General features: G+C 68.1%; 20 protein-coding genes and 1 pseudogene. 9 read left to right on the plus strand and 12 right to left on the minus strand.

Annotated features, from left to right (window positions below; all coding sequences use genetic code 11):
- The first annotated feature begins 17 nt into the window (after positions 1 to 17).
- From A5709_RS17615 to A5709_RS17630, 4 genes are all read left to right on the plus strand, one after another.
- Positions 18 to 1,427: a wax ester/triacylglycerol synthase family O-acyltransferase gene (locus tag A5709_RS17615; RefSeq protein ID WP_067947524.1), complete on the plus strand. Its 1,410-nt coding sequence runs from the start codon at positions 18 to 20 to the stop codon at positions 1,425 to 1,427.
- A 118-nt stretch (positions 1,428 to 1,545) separates the two neighbouring features.
- Entirely contained in the window at positions 1,546 to 2,322 is a 777-nt protein-coding gene (locus A5709_RS17620) for a crotonase/enoyl-CoA hydratase family protein (protein ID WP_369827369.1), read from the plus strand.
- Between the two features lie 60 nt (positions 2,323 to 2,382).
- Positions 2,383 to 3,876: a class I adenylate-forming enzyme family protein gene (locus tag A5709_RS17625; protein WP_068121161.1), complete on the plus strand. Its 1,494-nt coding sequence runs from the start codon at positions 2,383 to 2,385 to the stop codon at positions 3,874 to 3,876.
- Complete coding sequence (locus A5709_RS17630) at positions 3,873 to 4,169, plus strand: hypothetical protein (RefSeq protein WP_067947530.1); 297 nt, start codon at positions 3,873 to 3,875, stop codon at positions 4,167 to 4,169. Before A5709_RS17625 ends, A5709_RS17630 begins: the two co-directional genes overlap by 4 nt.
- A 4-nt stretch (positions 4,170 to 4,173) precedes the next feature.
- Here the strand turns inward: A5709_RS17630 and A5709_RS17635 are convergent, their stop codons facing one another.
- The 4 genes from A5709_RS17635 to A5709_RS17645 form a co-directional block, all read right to left on the minus strand.
- Positions 4,174 to 4,740, minus strand: coding sequence for a TetR/AcrR family transcriptional regulator (locus A5709_RS17635; protein WP_067947586.1), 567 nt, complete (start codon positions 4,738 to 4,740; stop codon positions 4,174 to 4,176).
- Positions 4,741 to 4,829: 89 nt separating this feature from the next.
- The gene (locus A5709_RS29115) at positions 4,830 to 4,961 is read right to left on the minus strand and encodes a hypothetical protein (protein ID WP_255360740.1); all 132 of its coding nucleotides are present in this window, start codon (positions 4,959 to 4,961) and stop codon (positions 4,830 to 4,832) included.
- Positions 4,962 to 5,258: 297 nt separating this feature from the next.
- Positions 5,259 to 6,728 carry an aldehyde dehydrogenase gene (locus A5709_RS17640; protein ID WP_067947532.1) on the minus strand — a complete coding sequence of 490 codons (1,470 nt, stop codon included), beginning with the start codon at positions 6,726 to 6,728 and terminating at the stop codon, positions 5,259 to 5,261.
- Between the two features lie 95 nt (positions 6,729 to 6,823).
- Positions 6,824 to 7,591 (minus strand): class I SAM-dependent methyltransferase, encoded by a 768-nt coding sequence (locus A5709_RS17645; RefSeq protein WP_068121165.1) that lies wholly within the window; start codon positions 7,589 to 7,591, stop codon positions 6,824 to 6,826.
- A gap of 144 nt (positions 7,592 to 7,735) precedes the next feature.
- Here A5709_RS17645 and A5709_RS17650 point away from each other — a divergent pair, with 144 nt between their 5' ends.
- Positions 7,736 to 8,890, plus strand: coding sequence for a glycosyltransferase family 4 protein (locus A5709_RS17650; protein ID WP_068121166.1), 1,155 nt, complete (start codon positions 7,736 to 7,738; stop codon positions 8,888 to 8,890).
- Here the strand turns inward: A5709_RS17650 and A5709_RS17655 are convergent.
- Complete coding sequence (locus tag A5709_RS17655) at positions 8,874 to 10,574, minus strand: hypothetical protein (RefSeq protein WP_068121169.1); 1,701 nt, start codon at positions 10,572 to 10,574, stop codon at positions 8,874 to 8,876. The two genes, A5709_RS17650 and A5709_RS17655, sit on opposite strands and share 17 nt — an antisense overlap.
- Positions 10,575 to 10,582: 8 nt before the next feature.
- Positions 10,583 to 11,860 (minus strand): DUF3068 domain-containing protein, encoded by a 1,278-nt coding sequence (locus A5709_RS17660; protein ID WP_197501059.1) that lies wholly within the window; start codon positions 11,858 to 11,860, stop codon positions 10,583 to 10,585.
- Between the two features lie 120 nt (positions 11,861 to 11,980).
- On the opposite strand from A5709_RS17660, the pseudogene A5709_RS17665 reads away from it, so the two are divergent.
- Positions 11,981 to 13,220 (plus strand): annotated as a pseudogene (locus A5709_RS17665) (acyltransferase family protein).
- Here A5709_RS17665 and A5709_RS17670 read toward each other — a convergent pair.
- The 5 genes from A5709_RS17670 to A5709_RS17690 all read right to left on the minus strand — a co-directional run bounded on the left by A5709_RS17670 (position 13,217) and on the right by A5709_RS17690 (position 18,571).
- Positions 13,217 to 13,693: a YbjN domain-containing protein gene (locus A5709_RS17670; protein WP_068011599.1), complete on the minus strand. Its 477-nt coding sequence runs from the start codon at positions 13,691 to 13,693 to the stop codon at positions 13,217 to 13,219. The pseudogene A5709_RS17665 and the gene A5709_RS17670 sit on opposite strands and share 4 nt — an antisense overlap.
- Before the next feature lie 243 nt (positions 13,694 to 13,936).
- Positions 13,937 to 14,350 (minus strand): hypothetical protein, encoded by a 414-nt coding sequence (locus A5709_RS17675; protein ID WP_067947554.1) that lies wholly within the window; start codon positions 14,348 to 14,350, stop codon positions 13,937 to 13,939.
- A gap of 1,183 nt (positions 14,351 to 15,533) precedes the next feature.
- Positions 15,534 to 15,833 carry a hypothetical protein gene (locus A5709_RS27620; protein ID WP_231986997.1) on the minus strand — a complete coding sequence of 100 codons (300 nt, stop codon included), beginning with the start codon at positions 15,831 to 15,833 and terminating at the stop codon, positions 15,534 to 15,536.
- A gap of 283 nt (positions 15,834 to 16,116) precedes the next feature.
- Positions 16,117 to 17,598: an AMP-binding protein gene (locus A5709_RS17685; protein WP_068121172.1), complete on the minus strand. Its 1,482-nt coding sequence runs from the start codon at positions 17,596 to 17,598 to the stop codon at positions 16,117 to 16,119.
- Entirely contained in the window at positions 17,591 to 18,571 is a 981-nt protein-coding gene (locus tag A5709_RS17690; protein WP_068011601.1) for a phosphotriesterase, read from the minus strand. The genes A5709_RS17685 and A5709_RS17690 overlap by 8 nt, the downstream gene beginning before the upstream one ends.
- Positions 18,572 to 18,696: 125 nt before the next feature.
- Between A5709_RS17690 and A5709_RS17695 the strand changes: the two genes are divergently transcribed.
- The 3 genes from A5709_RS17695 (at position 18,697) to A5709_RS17705 (ending at position 22,143) form a co-directional block, all read left to right on the plus strand.
- Positions 18,697 to 20,403: an acyl-CoA dehydrogenase family protein gene (locus tag A5709_RS17695; RefSeq protein ID WP_068121174.1), complete on the plus strand. Its 1,707-nt coding sequence runs from the start codon at positions 18,697 to 18,699 to the stop codon at positions 20,401 to 20,403.
- A 109-nt stretch (positions 20,404 to 20,512) separates the two neighbouring features.
- A complete protein-coding gene (locus A5709_RS17700) occupies positions 20,513 to 21,205 on the plus strand; it encodes a TetR/AcrR family transcriptional regulator (RefSeq protein WP_067947561.1) in 693 nt (230 codons plus the stop codon).
- A complete protein-coding gene (locus A5709_RS17705) occupies positions 21,202 to 22,143 on the plus strand; it encodes a R2-like ligand-binding oxidase (protein ID WP_067947562.1) in 942 nt (313 codons plus the stop codon). Before A5709_RS17700 ends, A5709_RS17705 begins: the two co-directional genes overlap by 4 nt.
- Positions 22,144 to 22,148: 5 nt before the next feature.
- Here the strand turns inward: A5709_RS17705 and A5709_RS17710 are convergent, their stop codons facing one another.
- Complete coding sequence (locus A5709_RS17710; RefSeq protein ID WP_068121177.1) at positions 22,149 to 23,567, minus strand: NADP-dependent succinic semialdehyde dehydrogenase; 1,419 nt, start codon at positions 23,565 to 23,567, stop codon at positions 22,149 to 22,151.
- Between the last annotated feature and the right edge of the window lie 62 nt (positions 23,568 to 23,629).

Below are 23,629 nucleotides of genomic sequence, written 5' to 3' on the forward strand. Positions count from 1 at the left end.
ATGGGTAAGGGGCAGCGGTGAAACGGCTGAGCGGGTGGGACGCGGTTCTGCTTTACAGCGAGACACCGAACGTGCACATGCACACCATCAAAGCCGCTGTGATCGAACTCGATTCCGATCGGCTTGACTTCGGCGTAGAGGCGTTTCGCGAAGTCATCCGCGGCCGGTTGGGCAAGCTCGAACCATTCTGCTACCAGTTGGTCGAGATCCCCTTCCAGCTGCACCACCCGATGTGGCGGGAGCATTGCGAGGTCGACCTCGATTACCACATTCGCCCGATGCGGTTGCCCGCGCCCGGCGGCCGGCGCGAGCTGGACGAGGCCATCGGGCGCATCGCCAGCACACCGTTGGACCGCAGCCGCCCGCTCTGGGAGATGTACTTCATCGAGGGCCTGGCGAACAACCGGATCGCCGTGGTGGGCAAGATCCACCACGCGCTGGCCGACGGCGTCGCCTCGGCCAACCTGATGGCCCGCGGCATGGACCTGCAGCCCGGGCCGGAGGGTGGCCCATACGTGTCGGACCCGGCGCCCACCACCCGGCAGTTGATGGGCTCGGCGTTCGCGGATCATCTGCGCCACGTCGGGCGGATCCCCGCGAATATCCGCTACACCGCGCAGGGGCTGGGCCGGGTCCGGCGCAGCTCGCGCAAGCTGTCACCGGAGTTGAGCCGGCCGTTCGAACCGCCACCGACTTTCATGAACCACAAGATCAACGCGGAGCGCCGGTTCGCCACCGCCACCCTGGCGCTGGCCGACGTCAAGGAAACCGGCAAGCGGCTCGGGGCGACGATCAACGACATGGTCCTGGCCATGGCCACCGGTGCCCTGCGCACCTTGTTGCTGCGCTACGACGGCACGGCTGTGCCCCTGCTGGCGTCGGTGCCGATGAGTTTCGACTTCTCGCCCGAGCGGATCTCGGGCAATCGCTTCACCGGCGTGCTGGTGGGCCTGCCGACCGACTCCGACGATCCGCTGGAGCGGGTGCGGTGCACTCACGAGAACGCCATCGCCGCCAAGGAAAGCAACCAGCTGATGGGGCCCGAGTTGGTCAGCCGCTGGGCGGCCTACATGCCGCCGGCGCCCACGCAGGCGTTCTTCCGGTGGGCGTCTGGGCGCGACGGGCACAACAAGATCCTCAACCTGAACATCTCCAACGTGCCTGGACCGCGCGAACGTGGGCGGGTCGGCGGGGCGCTGGTCACCGAGATCTATTCGGTGGGCCCGCTGACCGCCGGTAGCGGCCTCAACATCACCGTCTGGAGCTACGTCGACCAGCTCAACATCTCGGTGCTGTCCGACGGTGCCACGCTCAAGGATCCACACGAGGTGACCGAGGCCATGGTCGCCGACTTCATCGAAATACGAAGGGCTGCAGGGCTTTCCGAGGACCTCACCGTCATTGAAGCCGCGATGGCGCCGGCCTGAGGACTGTTCCCGGAAACGGGACTCTCGACTGGTGCCAATGCCATTTCCGTGGACCGTTACCATCGGTCGGATAAGCAGCCATCCCTACCCCTAAGGAGCTGTGCGGCACGTGAGCACCGTGAGCGAAGAAGCCAGCGAACCCGAAGTCCTGGTCGAACAACGGGATCGGATCCTGATCATCACGATCAACCGGCCGAAGGCCAAGAACGCGGTCAACGCCGCGGTGGCCAACGGCCTGGCCGAGGCCGTCGACCGGCTCGACGGCGACCCGGGTCTTTCGGTGGGCATCCTGACCGGCGCCGGTGGATCGTTCTGCGCGGGCATGGACCTCAAGGCCTTCGCGCGCGGCGAGCTCCCCATAGTCCAGGGGCGCGGCATGGGCTTCACCGAACGCCCGCCCGTCAAACCGCTCATCGCGGCGGTCGAGGGCTACGCCCTGGCCGGCGGAACCGAGTTGGCCCTGGCCACCGATCTGATCGTCGCGTCCAAGGATTCCGCCTTCGGCATCCCCGAGGTCAAGCGCGGGCTGGTCGCCGGTGGCGGCGGTCTGCTGCGGCTGCCGCAGCGCATCCCGTCCGCGATCGCCATGGAGCTCGCGCTCACCGGCGACAACCTGCCGGCCGAACGTGCGCACAAGCTGGGGCTGGTCAACGTCTTGGCCGAGCCGGGCAAGGCGCTCGACGAGGCCATCGCGCTGGCCGAGAAGATCGCCGCCAACGGGCCGTTGGCGGTGGCCGCCACCAAGCGGATCATCGTCGAGTCGCGCGGCTGGAGCCCCGAGGAGATGTTCGCCGAGCAGAACAAGCTGCTGGCGCCGGTGTTCGCGTCCAACGACGCCAAAGAGGGCGCGATCGCCTTCGCTGAGAAGCGCCCACCGCGCTGGACGGGCACGTAAGCGGCCGAGTTACACTATGGCGTAGTTTTGTAAACCGCTGAGGAACCGGAAAGACCGAGGATGAGCATTTCGCTGCTGCTCGAGATGGCCGCGTCGAGCAATCCCGAGCGGACGGCGGTGGTCTCCGGCGACACACGGCTGACAACGCAGCAGCTCAGCGATCTCGCCGACGGCGGCGCCGGGGTGATCGCGGGATCGAATGCCCGGCACGTCGCCTACGTGGGCACCGGCGGTGCGATGCTGCCGGTGCTGATCTTCGCCGCCGCCCGCGCCGGGCTGCCCTTCACCCCGATCAACTACCGGCTGTCCGCCGACGGCATCCAGGCGCTCATCGGCCGCCTGCCCGAGCCGCTGGTGATCGTCGACAGCCGCTACCGGGACATGGTCGGCGACGCCGCGGCGCGGCTGATGACCACCGACGAATTCCTTTCGGCCGCCCGCGATAACGAGCCGGCCGCGGAGTTTGCCGACCCGGACTCGGTCGCGATCGTGCTGTTCACCTCGGGCACCACGTCGCAACCCAAGGCCGTCGAACTGTCGCACAACAACTTGACCAGCTACGTGACCGGCACCGTGGAATTCGAGTCGGCCGCCGAGAGCGACGCCGCGCTGATCTGCGTGCCGCCCTATCACATCGCCGGGGTGGGGGCCGCGCTGTCGAACCTGTACGCCGGGCGCAAGATGGTCTACCTGCCGAATTTCGATGCGCAGGAATGGGTTCGGCTGATCAACGCCGAGAACGTGACCACCGCGACCGTGGTGCCCACCATGCTGGACCGCATCGTTGCCGCGCTGGAGGCCGGCGGCCACGAGCTGCCGTCGCTGCGCAACCTGGCCTACGGCGGGTCCAAGGTGGGACTGCCACTCGTCCGCCGGGCCCTCGAACTTCTGCCGGACGTGGGTTTCGTCAACGCCTACGGCCTGACCGAGACGAGCTCGACCATCGCGGTGCTCACCCCGGACGACCACCGGGCGGCGCAGGCCGCGGAGACGCCGCAGGTCGCCAGGCGGCTGGCGTCGGTCGGGCAACCGGTGCCCGGCATCGAGATCGAGATCCGCGACGAGGACGGCAACGTGCTCGGGCCGGGTGAAACCGGCGAGCTGTTCGTCCGCGGCGAGCAGGTCTCCGGCCGCTACACCGGGATCGGCTCGGTGCTCGACGAAAACGGCTGGTTCCCAACCAAAGACATCGCCATGCTCGACGAGGACGGTTACCTGTTCATCGGCGGCCGCAGCGACGACACCATCATCCGCGGCGGTGAGAACATCGCGCCCGCCGAGCTCGAGGAGGTCTTGGTGGAGCACCCGCACGTGCGGGATGTCGCCGTGGTCGGTGTCGAGGACCCGCAGTGGGGCCAGGCGATCGTCGCGGTGGTGGTGCCCCGCCCCGGCGCGGAACCGGATCCGGAGCAATTGCGCGAGCATGTCCGGAAAAGCTTGCGCGGGTCGCGAACCCCGGACCGGGTAGTGTTTCGCGACGAGCTGCCCACGACCCCCACCGGCAAGGTACTTCGCCGGGAGATCATCGAGATGCTAGAAGGGCTGAAGGCATGATCAAGAACGGAACCCGCTTGGCCAGCCAGGTGTGTGACACGCAGGTGATCGTCGTCAGGAGCGCCGACAGCCTCGACGACTTGCGTTGTGGCGGTGCGCCTATGGTGCCGATAGGCGCCGAGCGTTCGGGCGAATTGGACCCGGCCTTTGCCGAGGGCACCGTGATGGGCAAGCGCTACGTCGACGAGACCGGTGCCGAGGTGCTGGTGACCAAGCCGGGTGCCGGGAGCCTGAGCGTCGGTGCGACCGCGCTGCAGCTCAAAGAGGTCAAGCCGCTGCCTGCCAGCGACTGAGGAGTTACTCCCCGATATTGTTGCGGAGCACGAATTCCCTTGCCTTGATCAGGAATTCGAGCTGATCGCCGACCTGACGCAACGGGTCGATGCTGCCGGTCGAGCGGGACAGCACGATGGCGCCCTCCAGCGCCGCGATCGACATCACCGCCAGCGAGGCGGCGCATGGCTCGTCGAATCCGTCGTGGGTGAACGCCCGGGTCAGCGACGCGCACCAGCGGCCAAGGATGGCACCGGCCTCGGCGGAAAGCTGGGCGTCGTCGTCGTCCGAGCCGATCGCCGCCGCCACCACCGGGCAGCCGGCGTTGAACCCATCCTCGGTCAGCAGACGCTCCCAGAACTCGACGAACTTGGCCAGCAGCACCCGGGCGCCCTGCTCGGCGGCGTCGTCGATCATCGCGGTGATGGAATCCCCGGAATACCGCAGCGCCTCGATCAGGATCTGGTTGCGGCCGTCGGGGAAGTGGTAGTAGACCGAGCCGCGCGGTGCGCCGCTGCGCGCGAGCACCGCATCGATGGTCACTCCCGCGGCGCCTCGTTCACGCATCACCTCGGCGGCACTGGCCAGCATTTTCCTGCGCGTGCCGCCGCGCTTCGTCGGGGTGAGGTCTTGCGTCGTTTCGCTCGTGGTCGCCACTCTCGTGCCTCCCGTGGCTAACGTCATGCAGCGTGTGAATGCCGCAGTACCGGCCAATGCATGCTGCGGGGGCTGAAGCGGAAATTCCGGCGCTTGAGGTCGGGCATCTCGCGGGTGAATTGATAGCCGCCGATGTTCAGCTCGATGATCCACATGATTCTCTCCCGGCCTAAGTGCAGCCCATGATTATGCTTAGAAGCATATAAGACAGCGGTCCAGTAAGCAAATCTATTCCCTATGCAAACGTCGAACCACGGGAAACGTCGTTGCGAGAGGGCCTGAACGCTGATTGACGGTCGTGTAACAAGCAGGTTTCTATGCTTTATTGCATAATTTGCGGGTCATGCCTCACCGCGGCGGGCACAGCCGTCAAAAGCGAAACGCCGAGCGCGCACCCACCGCGAGGTTCCTGGTGATCCCTGGCGGTGAGTGCGCGCTCGGCGTGCGGAGCGTTAGCTGTCGATCGTGTAGCCCATCGGCATGAGCACGCTCTTCTGCTGGGTGAAGTGCTCGACACCTTCAGGGCCGTTCTCGCGGCCGATGCCGGAGTTTTTGTAACCCCCGAACGGGCAACAGGGGTCGAACGCATACCAGTTGATCGCGTAAGTGCCGGTGCGGATCTTCTCCGAGACCGCGATGCCGCGTTCCACGTCGGTGGTCCACACGCTGCCGGCCAGGCCGTACACCGAGTCGTTGGCGATCTTGATCGCGTCCTCCTCGGTGTCGTAGGGAATGATGCTCAACACGGGCCCGAAGATCTCCTCCTGGGCGATCGTCATCTTGTTGTCGACGTCGGCGAAGACCGTGGGCTGCACGAAGAAGCCGCCGTCCAGGCCCTCGGGGCGGCCGCCGCCGCACACCAGCCGCGCGCCCTCTTCGATGCCCTTGGCGATGTAGCCCTCGACCCGCGCGCGCTGCTTCTCGGAGATCAGCGAACCGATCTGGGCGGCCGGGTCCGACGGCAGGCCCACGGGCAGCGCCTGCACGAAAGCGCTTACCGCGTCGACGATTTCGTCGTAGCGGGAGCGCGGGGCCAGGATCCGGGTCTGGGCGACGCAGGCCTGTCCGGTGTTCATGATCCCGGAGAACACCAACATCGGGATCGCGGCGGCCAGGTCGACGTCGTCGAGGACGATGGCCGCCGACTTCCCGCCGAGCTCCAAGGTGCACGGCTTGAGCATGTCCGCGGCGCGGCGGCCGATCTCCTTGCCGACCGCCGAGCTGCCGGTGAAGGAGAACAGATCGACTCCCGGGTTGGAGGTCAGCGCCTGGCCGGTCTCGATTCCGCCGGGCACCACCGACAGCACACCCTCGGGCAGCCCCGCCTCGGCGAAGGCCTCAGCCAAAGCGTTTGCGCTCAGCGGGGTTTCGGCGGCCGGCTTGAGCACCACGGTGCAGCCGGCCAGCAGCGCCGGGCCCAACTTGTTGACGGCCAGGAACAGGGGCACGTTCCACGCGACGATCGCGCCCACCACGCCGATGGGCTCGCGGTAGACGATGCTCTGCCCGTAGCCGCCGGTGCGGACCTCTTTCCACTTGACCTGGTCGGCGGCGGGGCCGGCGAAGAAGTTCAGCGCCCCGATCGAGCTCATCCAGTGCATCGTTTCGACGCCCATCGGCGGCTGGCCGGTCTCGGCCGCCAGCAGCTGGGTGAACAGGTCCTTGCGCTCCTCCATCAACTTGAGCGCGTTGGCGATGACGGCCGCGCGCTCCTTCGGTGGGGTCGTGGGCCAGGGTCCGTTGTCGAAGGCCGCGCGGGCCGCGGCCACCGCGGCGTCGACGTCGGCGGCCGCCGCCAGCGGCACCTTGCCGACATACTCGCCGGTGGCCGGGCAGCGCACCTCGATCACCTCGTCGGTCGACGGCTCAGTCCACTTGCCGCCGATGAAAAGCTTGTCGTATTCGGTCTTGCTGTCGGCCATCTGCGCCGCTCCTCCTCATTGCTCCGCGCTGCATCGTCGCCGGCGCGCATGGGCCCAACCCTACCCAAGCCGACGCGAAACGAGAACACGTTTCACTATTGGGGTTGCAGGACCAGCACCAGATTGCTGACCAGGAACTCCCGCAGCAGCGGCACCGCGGTCATCCACCACGCCCATCGGGGGTGGTAGCGGGGAAATGCCGCCACCGCGGCCCCGGTGCTGGCCGCCCATCGCAGGCCGTCGGCCGCCGACACCGCGAACAACGACGACCCGTAGTTGTTTTTCGCCGGATGCCCGTGTTTGCGGGCGTAGCGGGCCGCGGCCCGGGCGCCGCCGAGGTAATGGGTCAGGCCCATCTCATGCCCGCCGAACGGGCCCAGCCAGACGGTGTAGCTGAGCACGGCCAGCCCGCCCGGCTTGGTCACCCGCAGCATCTCGGTGCCGAGCTGCCACGGTCGCGGCACGTGTTCGGCGACGTTGGACGACAGGCAGATGTCCACCGAGTCGTCGGCGAACGGCAGCGCCATGCCCGAGGCCCGGACGAAGTTCCCCGCCCCGTTCGCGGACGTGGGTCCCGCGGCGTGCATCTCGCTCGGGTCGGGTTCGACGCCGACGTAGCGGATTCCGGCGTCGGCGAACGCGGCCGAGAAGTAGCCGGGACCGCCGCCGACGTCGAGCAGGGTGCGGCCGGCCGGGCTCTCGCCGGTCGCGGCCAGCCACAGGTCGCCGACCATCGCCGCGGTATCGGCCGCCAGCGCGCCGTAGAACCGGGCCGGCTCCGACTGCTCGAAGCGGAATTCCGACAGCAGCCGCAGCGCGCGCGACAGGGTCGCCCGGCGCGCGAAGACGTCAGTCACGGCCACCGGCCAACCCTACGCAGCGCGGGCGCGCCGTCGGGCAGTTCTAGTCCGTCCCCGGCGGAGGCCAGTGTGGCCCAAGTGAAGGAACGGGCCGCCCCCGCGAGCGCATCGCCGCTGGGCTAGGTCACCGGGCTAGGCTGACCGGTGATGTCTGGTCTGCGCTCCGTGCTCTTGCTGTGCTGGCGCGATACCGGACACCCGCAGGGCGGCGGAAGCGAAGCCTACTTGCAGCGCATCGGCGCGCAGCTGGCCGCGTCCGGCATCGATGTCACGCTGCGCACCGCCCGCTACCCCGGGGCTTCACGGCGCGAAGTGGTCGACGGCGTGCGCATCGACCGCGCCGGCGGCCGGTATTCCGTCTACGTCTGGGCCCTACTCGCGATGGCGGCGGCGCGGCTGGGCCTCGGACCGCTGCGGCGGGTGCGGCCCGACGTGGTCGTCGACACCCAGAACGGCCTGCCGTTCCTCGCCCGGCTGGTGTACGGCCGCCGGGTCGTCGTGCTGGTGCACCACTGCCACCGCGAGCAGTGGCCGGTGGCCGGGCCGGTGCTGGGCCGGCTCGGCTGGTTCGTCGAGTCGACGTTGTCGCCGTGGCTGAACCGGGGCAACCAGTACGTGACGGTGTCGCTGCCGTCGGCGCGCGACCTGGTGACGCTCGGGGTCGACAACGCGCGGATCGCGGTGGTGCGCAACGGCCTCGACGAGGCCCCGGCGCGCACGCTGTCCGGCCCGCGCGCCGCCACGCCGCGGGTGGTGGTCCTGTCGCGGTTGGTGCCGCACAAGCAGATCGAAGACGCTCTCGAGGCCGTCGCGCAGCTGCGGCCGCGCATGCCGGGCCTGCACCTCGACATCGTCGGCGACGGCTGGTGGCGACAGCGGCTCGTCGACCACGTCCATCGGCTCGGCATCTCCGACGCGGTGACGTTTCACGGCCACGTCGATGACGTGACCAAACACCATGTGCTGCAAGGCTCTTGGGTGCAGCTGCTGCCCTCGCGCAAGGAGGGCTGGGGCCTGGCGGTCGTCGAGGCGGCCCAGCATCGGGTGCCGACTATCGGCTACCGGTCTTCGGGCGGTCTGTCGGACTCGATCGTCGACGAGGTGACCGGAATCCTGGTGGACACCCACGCCGAACTGGTGGATCGTCTCGAAGAGGTGCTCTCCGACCCCGTGCTCCGCGATCAACTCGGCGCCAAGGCGCACACCCGAAGCGGTGAATTCTCTTGGCGGCAAAGCGCCGACGCCATGCGCGCGGTCTTGGAGGCCGTGCGGACCGGCCACCCGGTCAGCGGCGTGGTGTAGCACCAATCCGCCACCGCCGCCACGCGTCGAAGGCCGCGCCGGCGCCGCCCAGCATCAGCGCCGCCAGCCACGCCAGATGCGCGATCAGCGTCGCAACGCGGGCCGAGGCGGACACCTCCGCGGTGTGGCCGCCGATGCGGTAGAGCGCGAGGTCGTCGTCGCGGTAGACCGGCGTCAGCGCATCGAGGGTCCGCGCGGACGCGCCCATGTCCCCGGCGGTGTCGGACTCCACGACCAGCCAGCCCACCCCGGCGGGGGCCAGGGCGGACGGGTCGGGCCCGGCCAGCAGCAACTGCTGCACCGCACGGGCCCGGGCGCCCTCGCCCGGGATGACGGTCCCCGAGATGACCAGGTCGCCCGTGCTCAAGACGTCGGCGCGCACCCAGCGGGGCAACGGATCCAGCACCGGCGCCCGGCCCGACCACGAGTGCAGCCGCATGGTGCCGGCCGGCAACACCGCCACCGCGGCGGGCTGGCCGTTGATCGCGGCGGCCACCGCCGCCCACCCGCGCGGGTACTGCACTGGCGACACCTGGCCCCACACGCCCCAGGCCAGGTCGGGCAGCGCGAAGATCAGCGCGAGGCAGCACACCGGCGCCGTCAGGGCCGGCCACACCCACCGGCTCAGCGCCACCACCGCACCGGCGCCCGCCAACGCGTAGCCCGGCACCGCGAGCGCCACCCATTTCTGCCCGTCGCGCAGCACACCGAATCCGGGCGCGGCGTCAACCAGCGCGCCCAGCAGGTGCAGGCCCGGGCCGGTCGCCAGCCCGGCCGGAACCAGGACGGCCGCGGCCGCCAGCACGAGCAGCGGTCGCACCGCGGGGCGGCGCGCCACCGTCGGCAACCCGACCGCCACCACGCCCAGCAGCACCACGGCCGACGCCACCGCGAACACGGTGGTCCGCGAGATCGGCACCGCCTCGCCGTTCCAGATCCCGCCCAGGCTGGCCAGGCTGGCGAGGGTGCCCAGACCCGGCTCGGCGCGCGGCGCGAACGCGGCCACCCCGAGCGTGTTCGCCGCCGTGTGGGAGGGCAACGACGGGCCCAGCGCCGACGCGGTCAGCCAGGGCAGCGCCGCGACCAGCGCGGCGCCCAGCGTCACCGCGGCGCACACCCGGCGGGACCGGCCGCCGCCGGATACGGCCACGCACACGAGCCCGACGGTCGCGGCGAGCAGCAGACCGGTCGGCGTCAGCCCGGCAAGCGCGATCCAGAAGACCAACCCGAAGAACGAGCCGGAGGCCGTCCGTAGCCCCAGCATCGCCGCCGCAACCCAGGGCAGGCAGCCGTAGCCGACCAGCAGGCTCCAATGGCCCTGGAGTAGCCGCTCGGCGACATAGGGGTTCCAGATCGCCAGCGTGGTCGCGACGAGCTGACCGGCCACACCCGCGTCGGGCAGCGCAGTCGCGACCAGTTGGGCCGCGCCCCATCCCGCGAGCCAGAGCCCAAGAATGAGTAGCGCCTTCACCACCACGCCGCCGTCCAGCACATGTGAGGCCAGCGCCACCGCGAAGTCTTGCGGTGTCGCCCGTGGCGCCGACGTCAAGCCCAGCGCGGTATCGGAGAGAAACGAGCGCGGCGTGGACACCGCGTCGCGCAGCAGCAGGTAACCGGGCTTGAGCAGCGGCCCGACCACCAGCAGCGCCAAGACCAACGCGTACCCGGGTCGGGTCCAGCGCACCTGGCCGGCTATTCCCGTTCGGGTGGACCGGCGGGCTCGGGCGGCCCCGACTCGGGCGGCTCATCGGAGCCCAGAGTGGGCGCGCCCGCGCCGGGCTCGTCGCGCGAGCCGGGGCGCTGCGTGGGCAGCTTCTCGGTCTCGGCCTCGGCGCCGGGCACCGGCTCCTCGAGCCCGCTGCGGCCGAAGAAGTCCTGGTCACCCCGGTCCAGGCCGGGATCGGTCAGCGCGCTCTCGGTCCGCAGGCTGAACGAGGCGAGCAGGCCGCCGCCGACCAGCGCGATCAAACCGACCGCGGTGAAGGTGATCGGCAGCACCCGCGACCACAGCGACAGCCGGTCGCGCTCGTCGCGGGCGGCGTTGACCTGCGATTCCACGGTGTCCTGGTTGGAGGTGACCTTGTAGTCGGCCAGCGTCAGCTCCGGCTTGAGCGGGTCGCGGGCGAAGTAGTGGTTGGCGTGCTCGGTCTCCTTGACGATGGTGCCCGAGACCGGGTCCACCCAGAAGGTCCGCTGCGCCGCGTAGTAGCGGGTCATGGTGATCTGCTCGTTCGGGTCGCCGCCCTGCACGCCCCACATCGCCGCGGAGGTGGTCTGCTTGGCATCCTCGTTGCCGGCCATCAGCGACGGGTACGGCACCGGGGCGACCAGCTTGCCGTCGGCGTTGTAGCCGATGTTCTGGGTGAACTTGTAGGTGGTCAGGCCGTTGACGTCTTCTTGGCTGTCGTAGTTGACGTCGAACGGCTTCTGCGCGATCGGATCGAAGTAGGGGTACGTCTTCTTCTCGGTGTGGAACGGGAACCGGTAGGACAACCCGTCGTGCCGCAGGGGCATCGCGGTGGGCGGGTTCTCGTCGTTGACCGCGCGCGGCTTCTGGACCGAGCCGCCGGTGTGGGTGTCGTCGGAGACCGCCATCGCGGTCTTGCGGTTGAGGGTGACGGTGTCGACGATCGCCAGCAGCAGGCCGCTGTCCTTCTGCTTGTCGGTGCGCCGGACCGAGGTTCCGACCTGCAGCGTGACCACGTCGGCGTTGGCGGGCGACTCGACGCTGACCTGCTGCTGGGAGACCAGGGGGACGTTCTGGTTGACGACGACGTGATCGGTCGACAGGGACGCGGAGTCCAGCGCGGTCCCGGTGCCATCGCTGATCAGCGTGCTGTCGATGTTGAGCGGGACCTTCGTGATCCTGCTGGTGGTGTACGTCGACAACAGCAGCGCGGCGATCAGCAGGGCGGCCCCGAGACCGATGATCCCGCATGCGGCGAACCGCAACATGACTGCTCGGTTCACGTTGCTGTGCCCTCCTAGTGCTCTCTTGCGCCGTCAGCCGCGACCCGCCCCGACCTGAGCAAGCACCGAGGCAAACCCGTTCGACCCTAACAGCAGAACGTAAGGCCTCGGCTTACGAACCTGTCGCTATCGCGCACGGGTGCCTCGGGTGTACCCATTCGTTCTCCCCACCCATCAGATGCAGACTGTGGGGATGACCGATGGCCGGCAGGTGGGCGGGACGCGCAGCTTCCTGCCCGCCGTGGAGGGGATGCGCGCCTGCGCCGCCATGGGCGTGGTCGTCACGCACGTCGCTTTCCAGACTGGGCACTCCAGCGGTGTCCCCGGCCGGCTCTTCGGCCGCTTCGATCTCGCCGTCGCGGTGTTCTTCGCGCTGTCGGGTTTCCTGTTGTGGCGCGGCCACGCAGCGGCGGCACGCGGCCTGGGACCGCGTCCCCGCACCGGCCACTATCTGCGGTCTCGGGTGGTGCGCATCATGCCCGCCTACGTGGTGGCGGTCGTCGTGATCCTGTCGCTGCTGCCCGACGCGGATCACGCCAGCCCGACCGTGTGGCTGGCCAACCTGACCCTCACCCAGATCTATGTGCCGCTCACCCTGACGGGCGGGCTGACCCAGATGTGGAGCCTCTCGGTCGAGGTGAGCTTCTACCTGGCGTTGCCGCTGCTGGCGCTGCTGGCCCGGCGGCTGCCGGTCGGCGCGCGGGTGCCGACGATCGCCGCGCTGGCGGCGCTGAGCTGGGCCTGGGGTTGGGTGCCCATCCATTCCGGATCCGGCACCAACCCGCTCAATTGGCCGCCGGCCTTCTTCTCCTGGTTCGCCGCGGGCATGCTGCTGGCCGAATGGGTCCACAGCCCGGTCGGCCTGCCGCACCGCTGCGCTCGCCGGCGGGTGCCGATGGCCGCCGTCGCCGTGCTGGCCTACCTGCTGGCGGCCTCCCCGCTGGCGGGCCCGGAGGGCCTGATTCCCGGCACGGCCACCCAGTTCGCGGTGAAGACGGCCGCGGGCTCGCTGGTGGCGTTCGCGCTCGTCGCCCCACTGGTGCTGGACCGGGTCGACACCGCGCACCGGCTGCTGGGCAGCACCGGCATGGTGACGCTGGGCCGGTGGTCTTACGGCCTGTTCGTGTGGCATCTGGCCGCGCTGGCCATGGTGTTCCCGGTGCTCGGGACGTTCGCGTTCACCGGCCGCATGCCCGCGGTGTTGGCGCTGACGATGGTCTTCGGCTGGGCGATCGCCGCCGTCAGCTACGGGCTGGTAGAGTCGCCCTGCCGGGAAGCGTTGCGGCACTGGGAGAAACGCGAAAGGCCGGCCGAAACCGCAGACGCCGTGGACGCCGAGGCGGACGCGATCGCGCCCTAGCCGGTACGGTCCATCCACTCTTCCAGAGTGTCGGCGGACGGCAGGCAGACTGCGCGCTCGATCTTCTGGAACAGATCGGCACCGTACTCGACGGTGGATCGGACCAGGTTACCCAGCCCCTCGACGTGGATGCCGTCGCTCAGCAGGTAAGCGTTCTCACCGACCACGCTGACATGGCTGGGCCGGGCGGTCTCGCGCACAAACGCCTTGGGCCAATGGGTTTCGCGATTCCAGTCGTTGACCAACTCCATCAGGCGCGTCCGCTCGGTGGCGGGGTAGTGCCCGGCGGGGCTGATCGAGATCTCGAAGACATCGCGCCGCAAACCGTTGATACGCAGGTTCACGTGCAGCTTGCCGCGCTCGTAGCTGGGCAGCATCATGAACTCCTCGCCGTCATCGCTGCGGAAGAAGCGCAACTCACGCGATCGCAGGTAGCGTTCGATCAGCTCGGTACTCAGCGGTTCGATCTGCATTGCCAGATGATGAGCCCGCAGGCTTGGAGAATTCTTGGCGCGTGTCAGGCCGCTTGCGAGTCGGCTTGTTGCGACCGCAGGTCTGCTGGACGAACTCGACGTTATAGGGCACCTTGTGGTCCGCCCCGGGTCATGCAGAACGCCTGCACGCCAACCGAATCCAGGACCGAGACGTCGGCCGTGTGCCCCAGCGTGTTCGCGATCTCGGCGAGGCAGACGTAGTAGCTGCCGACCCGACGGTCCTCAAAAAGCAGAATGGGCGGGCGGGGGGTATACGGCTTCGGGAGGTAGAAGGTTCAGGGGGTACTCGTTTCGCGAGAGGACGAGCATGTCTGCAGGCTTGGAGATATCCACATAGTGGTGGCCTTCGGGGATTCCAGAGTCGACCATTGAGTCCAGCAATACCGTGATTTCCTCCGCCTTGGCGGCATCGAGCCGCCAAACCACGAGACCTTCATGGAACTCAACCTCAGCTGCGCCGGGTTCGATGAAAAACTGGTGAATCGTCGCACCATGGTCCAGTTGAGCCGAACCATGCTGCGCCGCTTGGGTCACCGCGGCCCGCACTTCACTTACCCCGGCGTCGTCCATGGCCAACAACACCGCGTCATCGCCGAAGTGCAACTTCTCGGCCAGTTCGGCATAGATCAGGCTCATAAGCACCGTGCTTTCTCACCGTTAAACAAGATCGTAATGGCCAGATTGTGTTAGTGGCTGCCGGCCGGACCTTCCTCCCATTCTTCGATGTTGGTTTCACCAAGCCAGTGCGGATGGGCGTGGGGAGGCGGGACTACTTGTGGTCCGAAGGAGGGTCCGCCGCCAATCATCGGCCCCTCACCGAGCTTTGGCGCTGGTGGTTTAGGCGCAGGGGGTGCGGGTTGCGGGGCTGGGGCGGCGGGCGGGGTGCCGACCGTGCCCGAGCGCGGCGGAGCTACCCCTTCCTTATGGGTTGGGAGGTCGTTGATTCCGACGTTTCTCCACTGATCAAATTTCTGTGCGTGCGGGTTGTAATCCCAATGCGGGTAGTGACGTGAATCCTGGCCGGGGTCGTATCGCCACTCGCCACCGTCCTTGTCCCACAAGCTCTGGCCACCTTTCGACGCGACACTCGGCTTACTAGCTGGTCCTGTGGTCAGTGGTCCTTCGACAGGTGGGCGAAGGCCTTCAGGTGGCAATCCTGGGCCTGCAGGCGGTCCTTGAGGGTATGGCGGTGGCGGTGGCTCCCATGGCGGCCGGGCTGGGTCATCTTTAAAGGTGTGGTTGTCAACGCTGTAAACGTGGCTGTCTTTCGGTGGACTGCCAAGGGCTGGGTGTCGCGGGAAACTGGCGCCGATGCCAGCTAGGGCGGTGGAAATCTTGCCAGCGACCTGTTGGTCCAGTGCGACGAGCTGGGCAGCGCGCTGACGGATATCGCTGGCGAGTGTTTGCGCTTCGCCTTGGCGAACTGCTCGCTGTGCGGTCGATCCGCCGCTCAGGCGATCGGTAACCGAAAGGTCCTCGCCTACCTCGTATCCCGCACTCTGGGCAACTTGTACGGCATAGCGGAGGCGGGAGCGGGCCACGTGCAAATCCGAGGATGCGTTGCGCGCGACACGGGCCGCCGCCTGTAGCTGGTCGGCTGCCGCGCTGGTGGTTCGCATGTCGGCGTGCGTCGTGACGCGCACCGCATCGGCGGCTTCACCTCGCCAATCGACCGAGACGGCTTCCCGCCAGACCTGGTGGGACAGTGCATAGCTGCGCTCGGCAACGGTCTCCCATTGGACGGCCGCATCCGTGAGATGGTCAGTGGGCCAGGCTAACAGCGCTGACAGCCCAGGAACCCCTGCGATCGCGGCCATCGCTACACGCTGGTCACCGGTTGCATCACAGAGGCCAGACGATTAGCCGCTTGAGCCTTGTTGGCAAGGTAGCGGGTGTCTGCTTCAGCGACGTGCGCAGCGCAAGAACTTACCCGCGTGGCCAATGCCATGGAGAAGACAGTGACTTCGGCGTGGGCGGCATTGACTGCGGCCGTGCTGGGCTGCCACGAAAAGCCGAGATTGGCCGGCGACGCCGTCGCGTTTAGTGCCTCAGCAGAGGCGGCCCAGCGGGTGGCCATCGCCTGCAAACCCGCTGTATGCACCCGTAATATCTCATGCACGAGCGAAAGTTTAGGCAACCGACGTCGGTGTAGGCCAGTCACCGTGACCGCTCATGCATTGCCGCCTCATCTCGCAGCGTGCGCGGGACCTTTCAGCTCGTTAATCCGCCAAGCTGGCTACTGAGCGACTGGTTGTGCCGTGTATCCGTTTCGGCATGGCGCACTAGGGTGAGAGACGCCGAACCCCCGAATATGCAAACTGGTGACCATCTAGCGCGTAGCTCGTAAACACCGAGCGCGAAACAGCCCAATTCTCTGGCCGATGTGGGGCGCACTACAGACGTCAGCTCGCTTCCGCCGCCTGCAGGCGGGCGACGATCTCGGCGCGCACCGCGGACCGCCGGGCCTTGCCGGCGTCGTCACGCAACGGGGCGTCGACGAATTCGACGAAGTCGGGGGTCGGCGGCACCTTGTACGCCGCGAGGTGCTCGCGCAGAAATTCCTGCACCCCGGCGGCGTCCAGCGTGGAACCGTCTGCCGCGTGCACCAGCGCGTAGGGCACCTGTCCCAGATCGACGTCGGGAACGCCGACCACGAGGCAGGACAACACGTCCGGGTGTGCCGACAACGCATTTTCGATCTCGGCTGGGTACACGTTGCGGCCGCCGACGGTGAACATGTCGACGCGACGATCGGAAAGGTACAGGAACCCGTCGGCGTCGAAATGGCCCAGATCGCCGAGGGAATCCCAGCCGTCGCGGCTCTTCGCCGTGGCGCCGACGTAGCGGTAGGTGGGCGCGCTGCCCGCGCCGGGACGCATGTAGATCTCGCCGACCACGCCGGGCTGGCAGGGGTTGCCGTCGTCGTCGAGCACCTTCATCTCGCCGGCAACCACCACGCCCACCGAGCCGCGGTGGGTCAGCCACTGGTCGCCGGAGATGAAGGTGAGCGCCTGTAATTCCGTGCCGCCGTAGAGTTCCCAGACTTTCTCCGGGGCAAGCAGGTCGATCCACGCCTGCTTGACGGCGGGCGGGCACGGCGCCCCCATGTGCCAGAACCGCCGGATGGATGAGAGGTCGTAGGACCCGGGATCGGCGTGGTAGACGGGCAGCGCCCGCTGCATGATCGTCGGCACCGTGGTCAGGAAGGTCACGCGGTGTTCGGTGATCAGCCGCAGGAACCGCTCCGGGTCGAACCGGCTCATCAACACCAGGTGATGGCGCATCAACAGGGCAAGCGTCGCGGTGGTGAAACCGGTGTTGTGGGACAACGGGATCGGGACGAGGGTGGTGTCGCCCTCTTGCGCGCCGAGCGGATAGCCGATGGCGGCCGGTATCCGGCTGTCACCGCCGGATTCGATGAGCTTGGGCCGGCCGGTGCTGCCGCCGGACCCCATCGCCTTCCACACCGGCGACACCGCTTCCGGCAGCGGCGCGTCGGAGCATTCCGGGCCGGGGGTGAAACCGGCTGGGACACTGGGAATTTGGGGATGCTCGCGGCCCACTAGCAGGGCCGGCGGCCGCAGCTCCAGCAGCCCTTGCAGCTCCGCGTCCGGCAGCCGCGCCGACAGCGGCTGGGGCACCGCGCCCAGCTTCCAGCACGCCACCGCGGCCTGGATCCACTCCACGGAGTTGGGCAGCACCATGGTCACGTAGTCGCCGACGCCGACGCCGCGGTCGGCGTAGGCGCGGGCCAACCGGTTCGTGGAGGCGTCGAGTTCGGTGCGGGTGAGCGTCAGCCCGTCACAGGTGACGGCGGGCTCGTCGGGCGCGAGTTGGGCCAGCGCGGCGATCTGGGTGCCGATCGGCGCGACCGGCTCACTCATATGCGCCCTGGCGCTCGAAGATGCGGCGGGGGTTGTCGACCAGCATGGTGTGCAGCTGCTCGTCGGTGACGCCGCGCTCCTTGAGCGCGGGGATGACGTCGTTGTGGATGTGCAGGTAATGCCAATTCGGCGCCATCTGGGGAACCAGCTCTTCGGGCAGCGCGTCGAAATAGCAGTTGGCGTCGTGCGAGAGCACCATCTTGTCGGCGTGCCCGCGCTCGCACATCTGTGCCACGATCTTCACCCGCTCCTCGAACGGCGAGATCACGTCGAGGCCGAAACGGTCCATCCCGAGATACGAGCCCGCGGCGATGAGCTCCTCGAGGTACCCGATGTCGGTGCTGTCACCGGAATGGCCGATGACCACCCGGGTCAGGTCGACGCCCTCCTCTTCGAAGATGCGCTGCTGTTCGAGCCCGCGCCGCAGCCCGGCGTGGGTGTGCGTGGAGATCGGCACCCCGGTGCGCTTGTGCGCCTGGGCGACGGCGCGCAGCACCCGCTCGACGCCGGGGGTGAGGCCCGGCTCGTCGGTGGCGCACTTGAGGATCCCGGCCTTGACGCCGGTGTCGGCGATGCCCTGCTCGATGTCGCGGACGAACATCTCCGTCATGATCTCCGGACCGTCCAACATGCCGCCCGGGCCCTCGTAGTGGAACCGGAACGGCACGTCGTTGTAGGTGTAAAGCCCAGTCGCCACAACGATATTCAGGTCGGTGGCCGCGGCGACGCGCGCTATGCGCGGGATGTAGCGGCCGAGCCCGATCACGGTGAGGTCCACGATGGTGTCCACCCCGCGGGACTTCAGCTCGTTGAGCCGGTCGACGGCGTCGGCCACCCGGCGTTCCTCGTCGCCCCAGGCTTCGGGGTAGTTCAGGGCGATCTCCGTGGTCATGATGAACACGTGCTCGTGCATGAGCGTCACGCCGAGGTCGGAGGTATCGATGGCGCCGCGGGCGGTATTGAGTTCTGACACGGGACTGATGCTAGGTCGACTCGGTGGTCGGACAACAGTGCCGATTTATTCCGGTCCGCCCCGACGGCCCCGGCGGTGCAGTACCGTCACCCTCGTCCGAACCGGAACCCCGCGGGAGCCCCGTCATGCTGCTCAATCCCAACCATCTGCAACGTCAATATCCAGACCGTCGCTCGGGGGAGATCATGGCCGCGACGGTGGACTTCTTCGAGTCGCGGGGCAAGGCGCGGCTGAAGTCCGATGATCACGAACGGGTGTGGTACTCAGACTTTTTGGACCACATCGGGCGCGAGCGCATCTTCGCCTCGCTGCTGACGCCGTCCGAGTACGGTGCCTCAGAAGCGAGTGCCTGCCGCTGGGACACCTACCGGATCAGCGAGTTCGCCGAGATCGTGGGCTTCTACGGGCTGAGCTACTGGTACCCCTTCCAGGTCACGGCGCTGGGTTTGGGCCCGATCTGGATGAGCGACAACACCGACGCCAAGCGCAAGGCCGCCGCACAGTTGGAGGCTGGCGAGGTGTTCGCTTTCGGCCTGTCGGAGCAGACCCACGGCGCCGACGTCTACCAGACCGACATGATCCTGACGCCGTCGGAAAACGGCTGGACCGCGAGCGGCGAGAAGTACTACATCGGCAACGCCAACGTGGCGCGGATGGTCTCCACCTTCGGCAAGATCGCCGGGTCTGACGAGTATGTGTTCTTCGCCGCCGACTCCCAGCACGACCGGTACGACCTGATCAAGAACGTGGTGAACTCGCAGAACTACGTCGCCAACTACGCGCTGCGCGACTACCCGGTCACCGAGGCCGACATCCTGCACCGCGGTCCCGGGGCCTTCCACGCCGCGCTCAACACCGTCAACGTCTGCAAGTACAACCTGGGCTGGGGCGCGGTCGGCATGTGCACCCACGCCATGTACGAGGCGGTCACCCACGCCTCCAACCGCGTCCTGTACGGGACCGTCGTCACCGACTTCAGCCATGTGCGGCGGCTGCTCACTGACGCCTACCTGCGGCTGGTCGCGATGAGGCTGGTCGCCACCCGAGCCTGCGACTACATGCGCGGCGCCTCGGCGGATGACCGGCGCTACCTGCTGTACAGCCCGCTCACCAAGGCCAAGATCACCAGCGAAGGGGAGCGGGTCGTCATCGCGCTGTGGGACGTGATCGCCGCCAAAGGGGTGGAGAAGGACACCTTCTTCGAGGCCGTGACCCGCGAGATCGGTTTGCTGCCAAGGCTCGAGGGCACGGTGCACATCAACATCGGGCTGCTCGCCAAGTTCATGCCCAACTTCCTGTTCGCCCCCAACGCCGACCTGCCGATCATCGGCCGGCGCGACGACGCGGCCGATGACACGTTCCTGTTCGCGCAAGGACCGACCGGGGGTCTGGGCAAGGTGCGCTTCCACGACTGGCGGGCGCCGTTCGACGGCTTCGGGCACCTGCCCAACGTGGCATTGCTGCGCAAGCAGATCGACGTGCTCGCCGACATGCTGGCCAGCGCGACCCCCGATGCCGCGCAGCAGCGGGACGTCGACTTCGCGTTCGCCGTGGGCCAGTTGTTCGCGACGGTGCCCTACGCGCAGCTCATCCTCGAGGAGGCCGCGCTGTCCGACGTCGACGAGACGTTGATCGACGAGATCTTCGCCGTGCTGGTCCGCGACTTCAACGGCTATGCCGTGGAGCTGAGCGGCAAACCCGCGACGACGGACGACCAAGCCCGATTCGCGACGCGGATGATCCGCCGCCCGGTGCACGACCCCTCCCGCTATGCGCAGATCTGGAAGGAGCACATCCTTCCCCTCAACGGCGCGTACCAGATGCGGCCTTAGACGCGAACGCCACGCTGGCGTGATGCTCGGCCGCAAGCGATGCGCCTACCCTTGACTGTGACGCAGCTCACCGTAATATGACCAGTGGTCATCGACGTTAGGGGGCGCATTGCCAACGGTGACTTGGGGGCGGGTCGACCCCGCCCGACGGGCGGCGATCATCGAAGCCGCGGAACACGAGTTCGGGGCGCACGGGTTCTCCCGCGGCAGCCTCAACGTCATCGCGCGGCGGGCCGGTGTCGCCAAAGGCAGCCTGTTCCAGTACTTCGCGGACAAGCGCGACCTGTACGCCTTCATCGCCGACATCGCCAGCCAGCGGGTGCGCGCGTACATGGAGGACCGCATCCAGGAGCTGGACCCGAGCCGGCCGTTCTTCGACTTCCTCACCGACTGGCTCGACGCGTGGGTGGCCTACTTCGCCGACCACCCGCACGAGCGCGCGCTGCACGCCGCGGCGACCCTCGAGGTCGACACCGAAGCCCGCGTCAGCGTGCAGAACGTCATCCACCGGCACTACCTGGAAGTGATGCGGCCCCTCGTTCGGGACGCGAAGGCGCGCGGCGATCTGCGCGCCGACTCGGATACCGACGCGCTGATGTCGTTGCTGCTCTTGATCTTTCCGCACCTGGCGCTGGCGCCCTACATGCGCGGCCTGGACCCGATCCTCGGGCTCGACGAACCCACCCCGGAGCAGCCGGCCCTGGCCGTGCGCCGGCTCGTCGGTGTGCTGGCCGCCGCCTTCGCGGCGTCAGCGCGCCCGCCCGTCCAGTCAGCCCCACAACGATCCGAGGAGGTCTCATGACACGCACGCATACGAACTCGATGGTTCGAGGGGGACTCAACTGGGACAGCCTGCCGCTGCGGTTGTTCGCCGGCGGCAACGCGAAGTTCTGGGACCCGGCCGACATCGACTTCTCCCGCGACCGCGCCGACTGGGAGCAGCTCTCGGAGGACGAACGTCACTACGCCATCAGGCTGTGCGCGGAATTCATCGCCGGCGAGGAAGCGGTCACCGAGGACATTCAACCGTTCATGTCCGCGATGCGGGTCGAGGGCCGGCTGGGCGACGAGATGTACCTGACGCAGTTCGCGTTCGAGGAAGCCAAGCACGTTCAGGTGTTCCGCATGTGGCTCGACGCCGTCGGCGTCACCGACGACCTGCACCAGTACCTCGACGACATCCCCACCTACCGGACCATCTTCTACGAGGAGCTGCCCGACTGCCTCAACGCCTTGTCGGTCGACCCGTCACCGGCCGCCCAAGTGCGGGCCTCGGTCACCTACAACCACATGGTCGAAGGCATGCTGGCGCTCACGGGCTACTTCGGTTGGCACAAGATCTGCGTGGAGCGCGGCATCCTGCCCGGCATGCAGGAGTTGGTCCGGCGCATCGGCGACGACGAGCGCCGCCACATGGCGTGGGGCACCTTCACCTGCCGTCGCCACGTCGCCGCCGACGATGCCAACTGGGGCGTGTTCGAAACACGCATGAACGAGCTCATGCCGTTGGGGCTGCGCCTCATCGAAGAGGGCTTCTCCCTGTACGACCCGATGCCCTTCGGCCTCTCGGTGGACGAGTTCATGCAGTACGCGTCTGACAAGGGCATGCGGCGCTTCGGCACCATCTCCAGCGCGCGGGGGCGGCCGCTCGAAGAGATCGACCTCGACTACTCTCCGCTGCACCTGGAGGACACCTTCGCCGACGAGGACGAGAAGGCCCTGGCGGCCGCGTCCGCCTGAGGCGGTTACTCGACCTTGCTGCCGCCGGCTGCGTCCCCGGCGTCGACGTCGCCGACCCACACGGTCTTGGCGTTGACGAAGGCGCGGATACCGAGGCCGGCGAGTTCGCGGCCGTAACCAGACCGCTTGACGCCGCCGAACCCCAGCTCGGGGTAGGACACCGTCATGCCGTTGATGAAGACCTGGCCGGCTTCGATGTCGTCGATGAAGCGCTGCTGCTCGGCCTCGTCGTTGGTCCAGGCGTTGGAGCCCAGCCCGAACGTGGTGGCGTTGGCGATCTCGATCGCTTCGTCGATGTCCTTCGCCCGGTACATCGACGCCACCGGGCCGAACACCTCTTCGGTGTAAAGCGCCATGTCCTTGGTGATGTCGGTGACCACCGTCGGCGGGTAGAACCACCCCGGGCCGTCGAGCGGCTTGCCGCCGAGCCGGATCGTGGCGCCCTCCGCGGCCGCGTCGTCGACCTGCTTGGTGATGTCGTCGCGGCCGGACTCGGTGGCCAGGGGCCCGACGTCGGTGTCCGGGTCGGTCGGGTCGCCGACCTTGAGCGCCTGCATCCGCTCGGTGAACTTGTCGACGAACGCGTCGTAGATGTCGGTGTGAATGATGAACCGCTTCGCGGCGATGCAGGACTGGCCGTTGTTCTGGACGCGCGCGGTGACCGCGGTCTTGGCGGCCTCGTCCAGGTTCGCCGACGGCATCACGATGAACGGGTCGCTGCCGCCGAGCTCGAGCACGGTGGGTTTGATCTCGTCGCCGGCGATGGCGGCGACCGACTGCCCGGCCGGCTCGCTGCCCGTCAGGGTGGCGGCCGCGACCCGCGGGTCGCGCAGGATGCGCTCGACGGCGCTGGACGAGACCAGCAGTGTCTGGAAGCAGCCCTCCGGGAACCCGCCGCGGGCGATGACGTCGGCGAGGTAGAGCGCGGTCTGCGGGACGTTCGAGGCGTGCTTGAGGATGCCGACGTTGCCGGCCATCAGCGCCGGTGCGGCGAACCGCACCGCCTGCCACAGCGGGAAGTTCCACGGCATCACGGCCAGGACCACGCCGAGCGGTTGGTAGCGGGTGTAGGCCCGCTTGGCGCCGACCGCTTGCGCGTCGGCCGGCTCGTCGGCCAGCAGCTTTTCGGCGTTCTCCGCGTAATAGCGAAAGCCCTTGGCGCACTTGAGCACTTCGGCCTTGGCCGACTTCAAGGTCTTGCCCATTTCCAGGGTCATCATCGCGGCGACGTCGTCGGCCTCTTTTTCCAGCAGATCGGCGGTGGCGTTTGCCCACCCCGCGCGCTGGGCAAAGGTGGTGTTATGGCGGTAGTCCTGGAACCGGGCGTAGGCGGCGGCGATGGCCGCATCGACTTCTTCGTCGGTTGCCGGGGTGAAGGTTTTGACTGTCTCGCCGGTAGCCGGGTTGATGGTGGCGATGGGCACGCTGACATCCTTCGCTTCGGGGTTGGTAAAAGTTCCAACACCCAGCCTGCCACTATCGTTCC

It is taken from the genome of Mycobacterium sp. E1386, from assembly GCF_001672745.1.
Lineage (GTDB): Bacteria > Actinomycetota > Actinomycetes > Mycobacteriales > Mycobacteriaceae > Mycobacterium.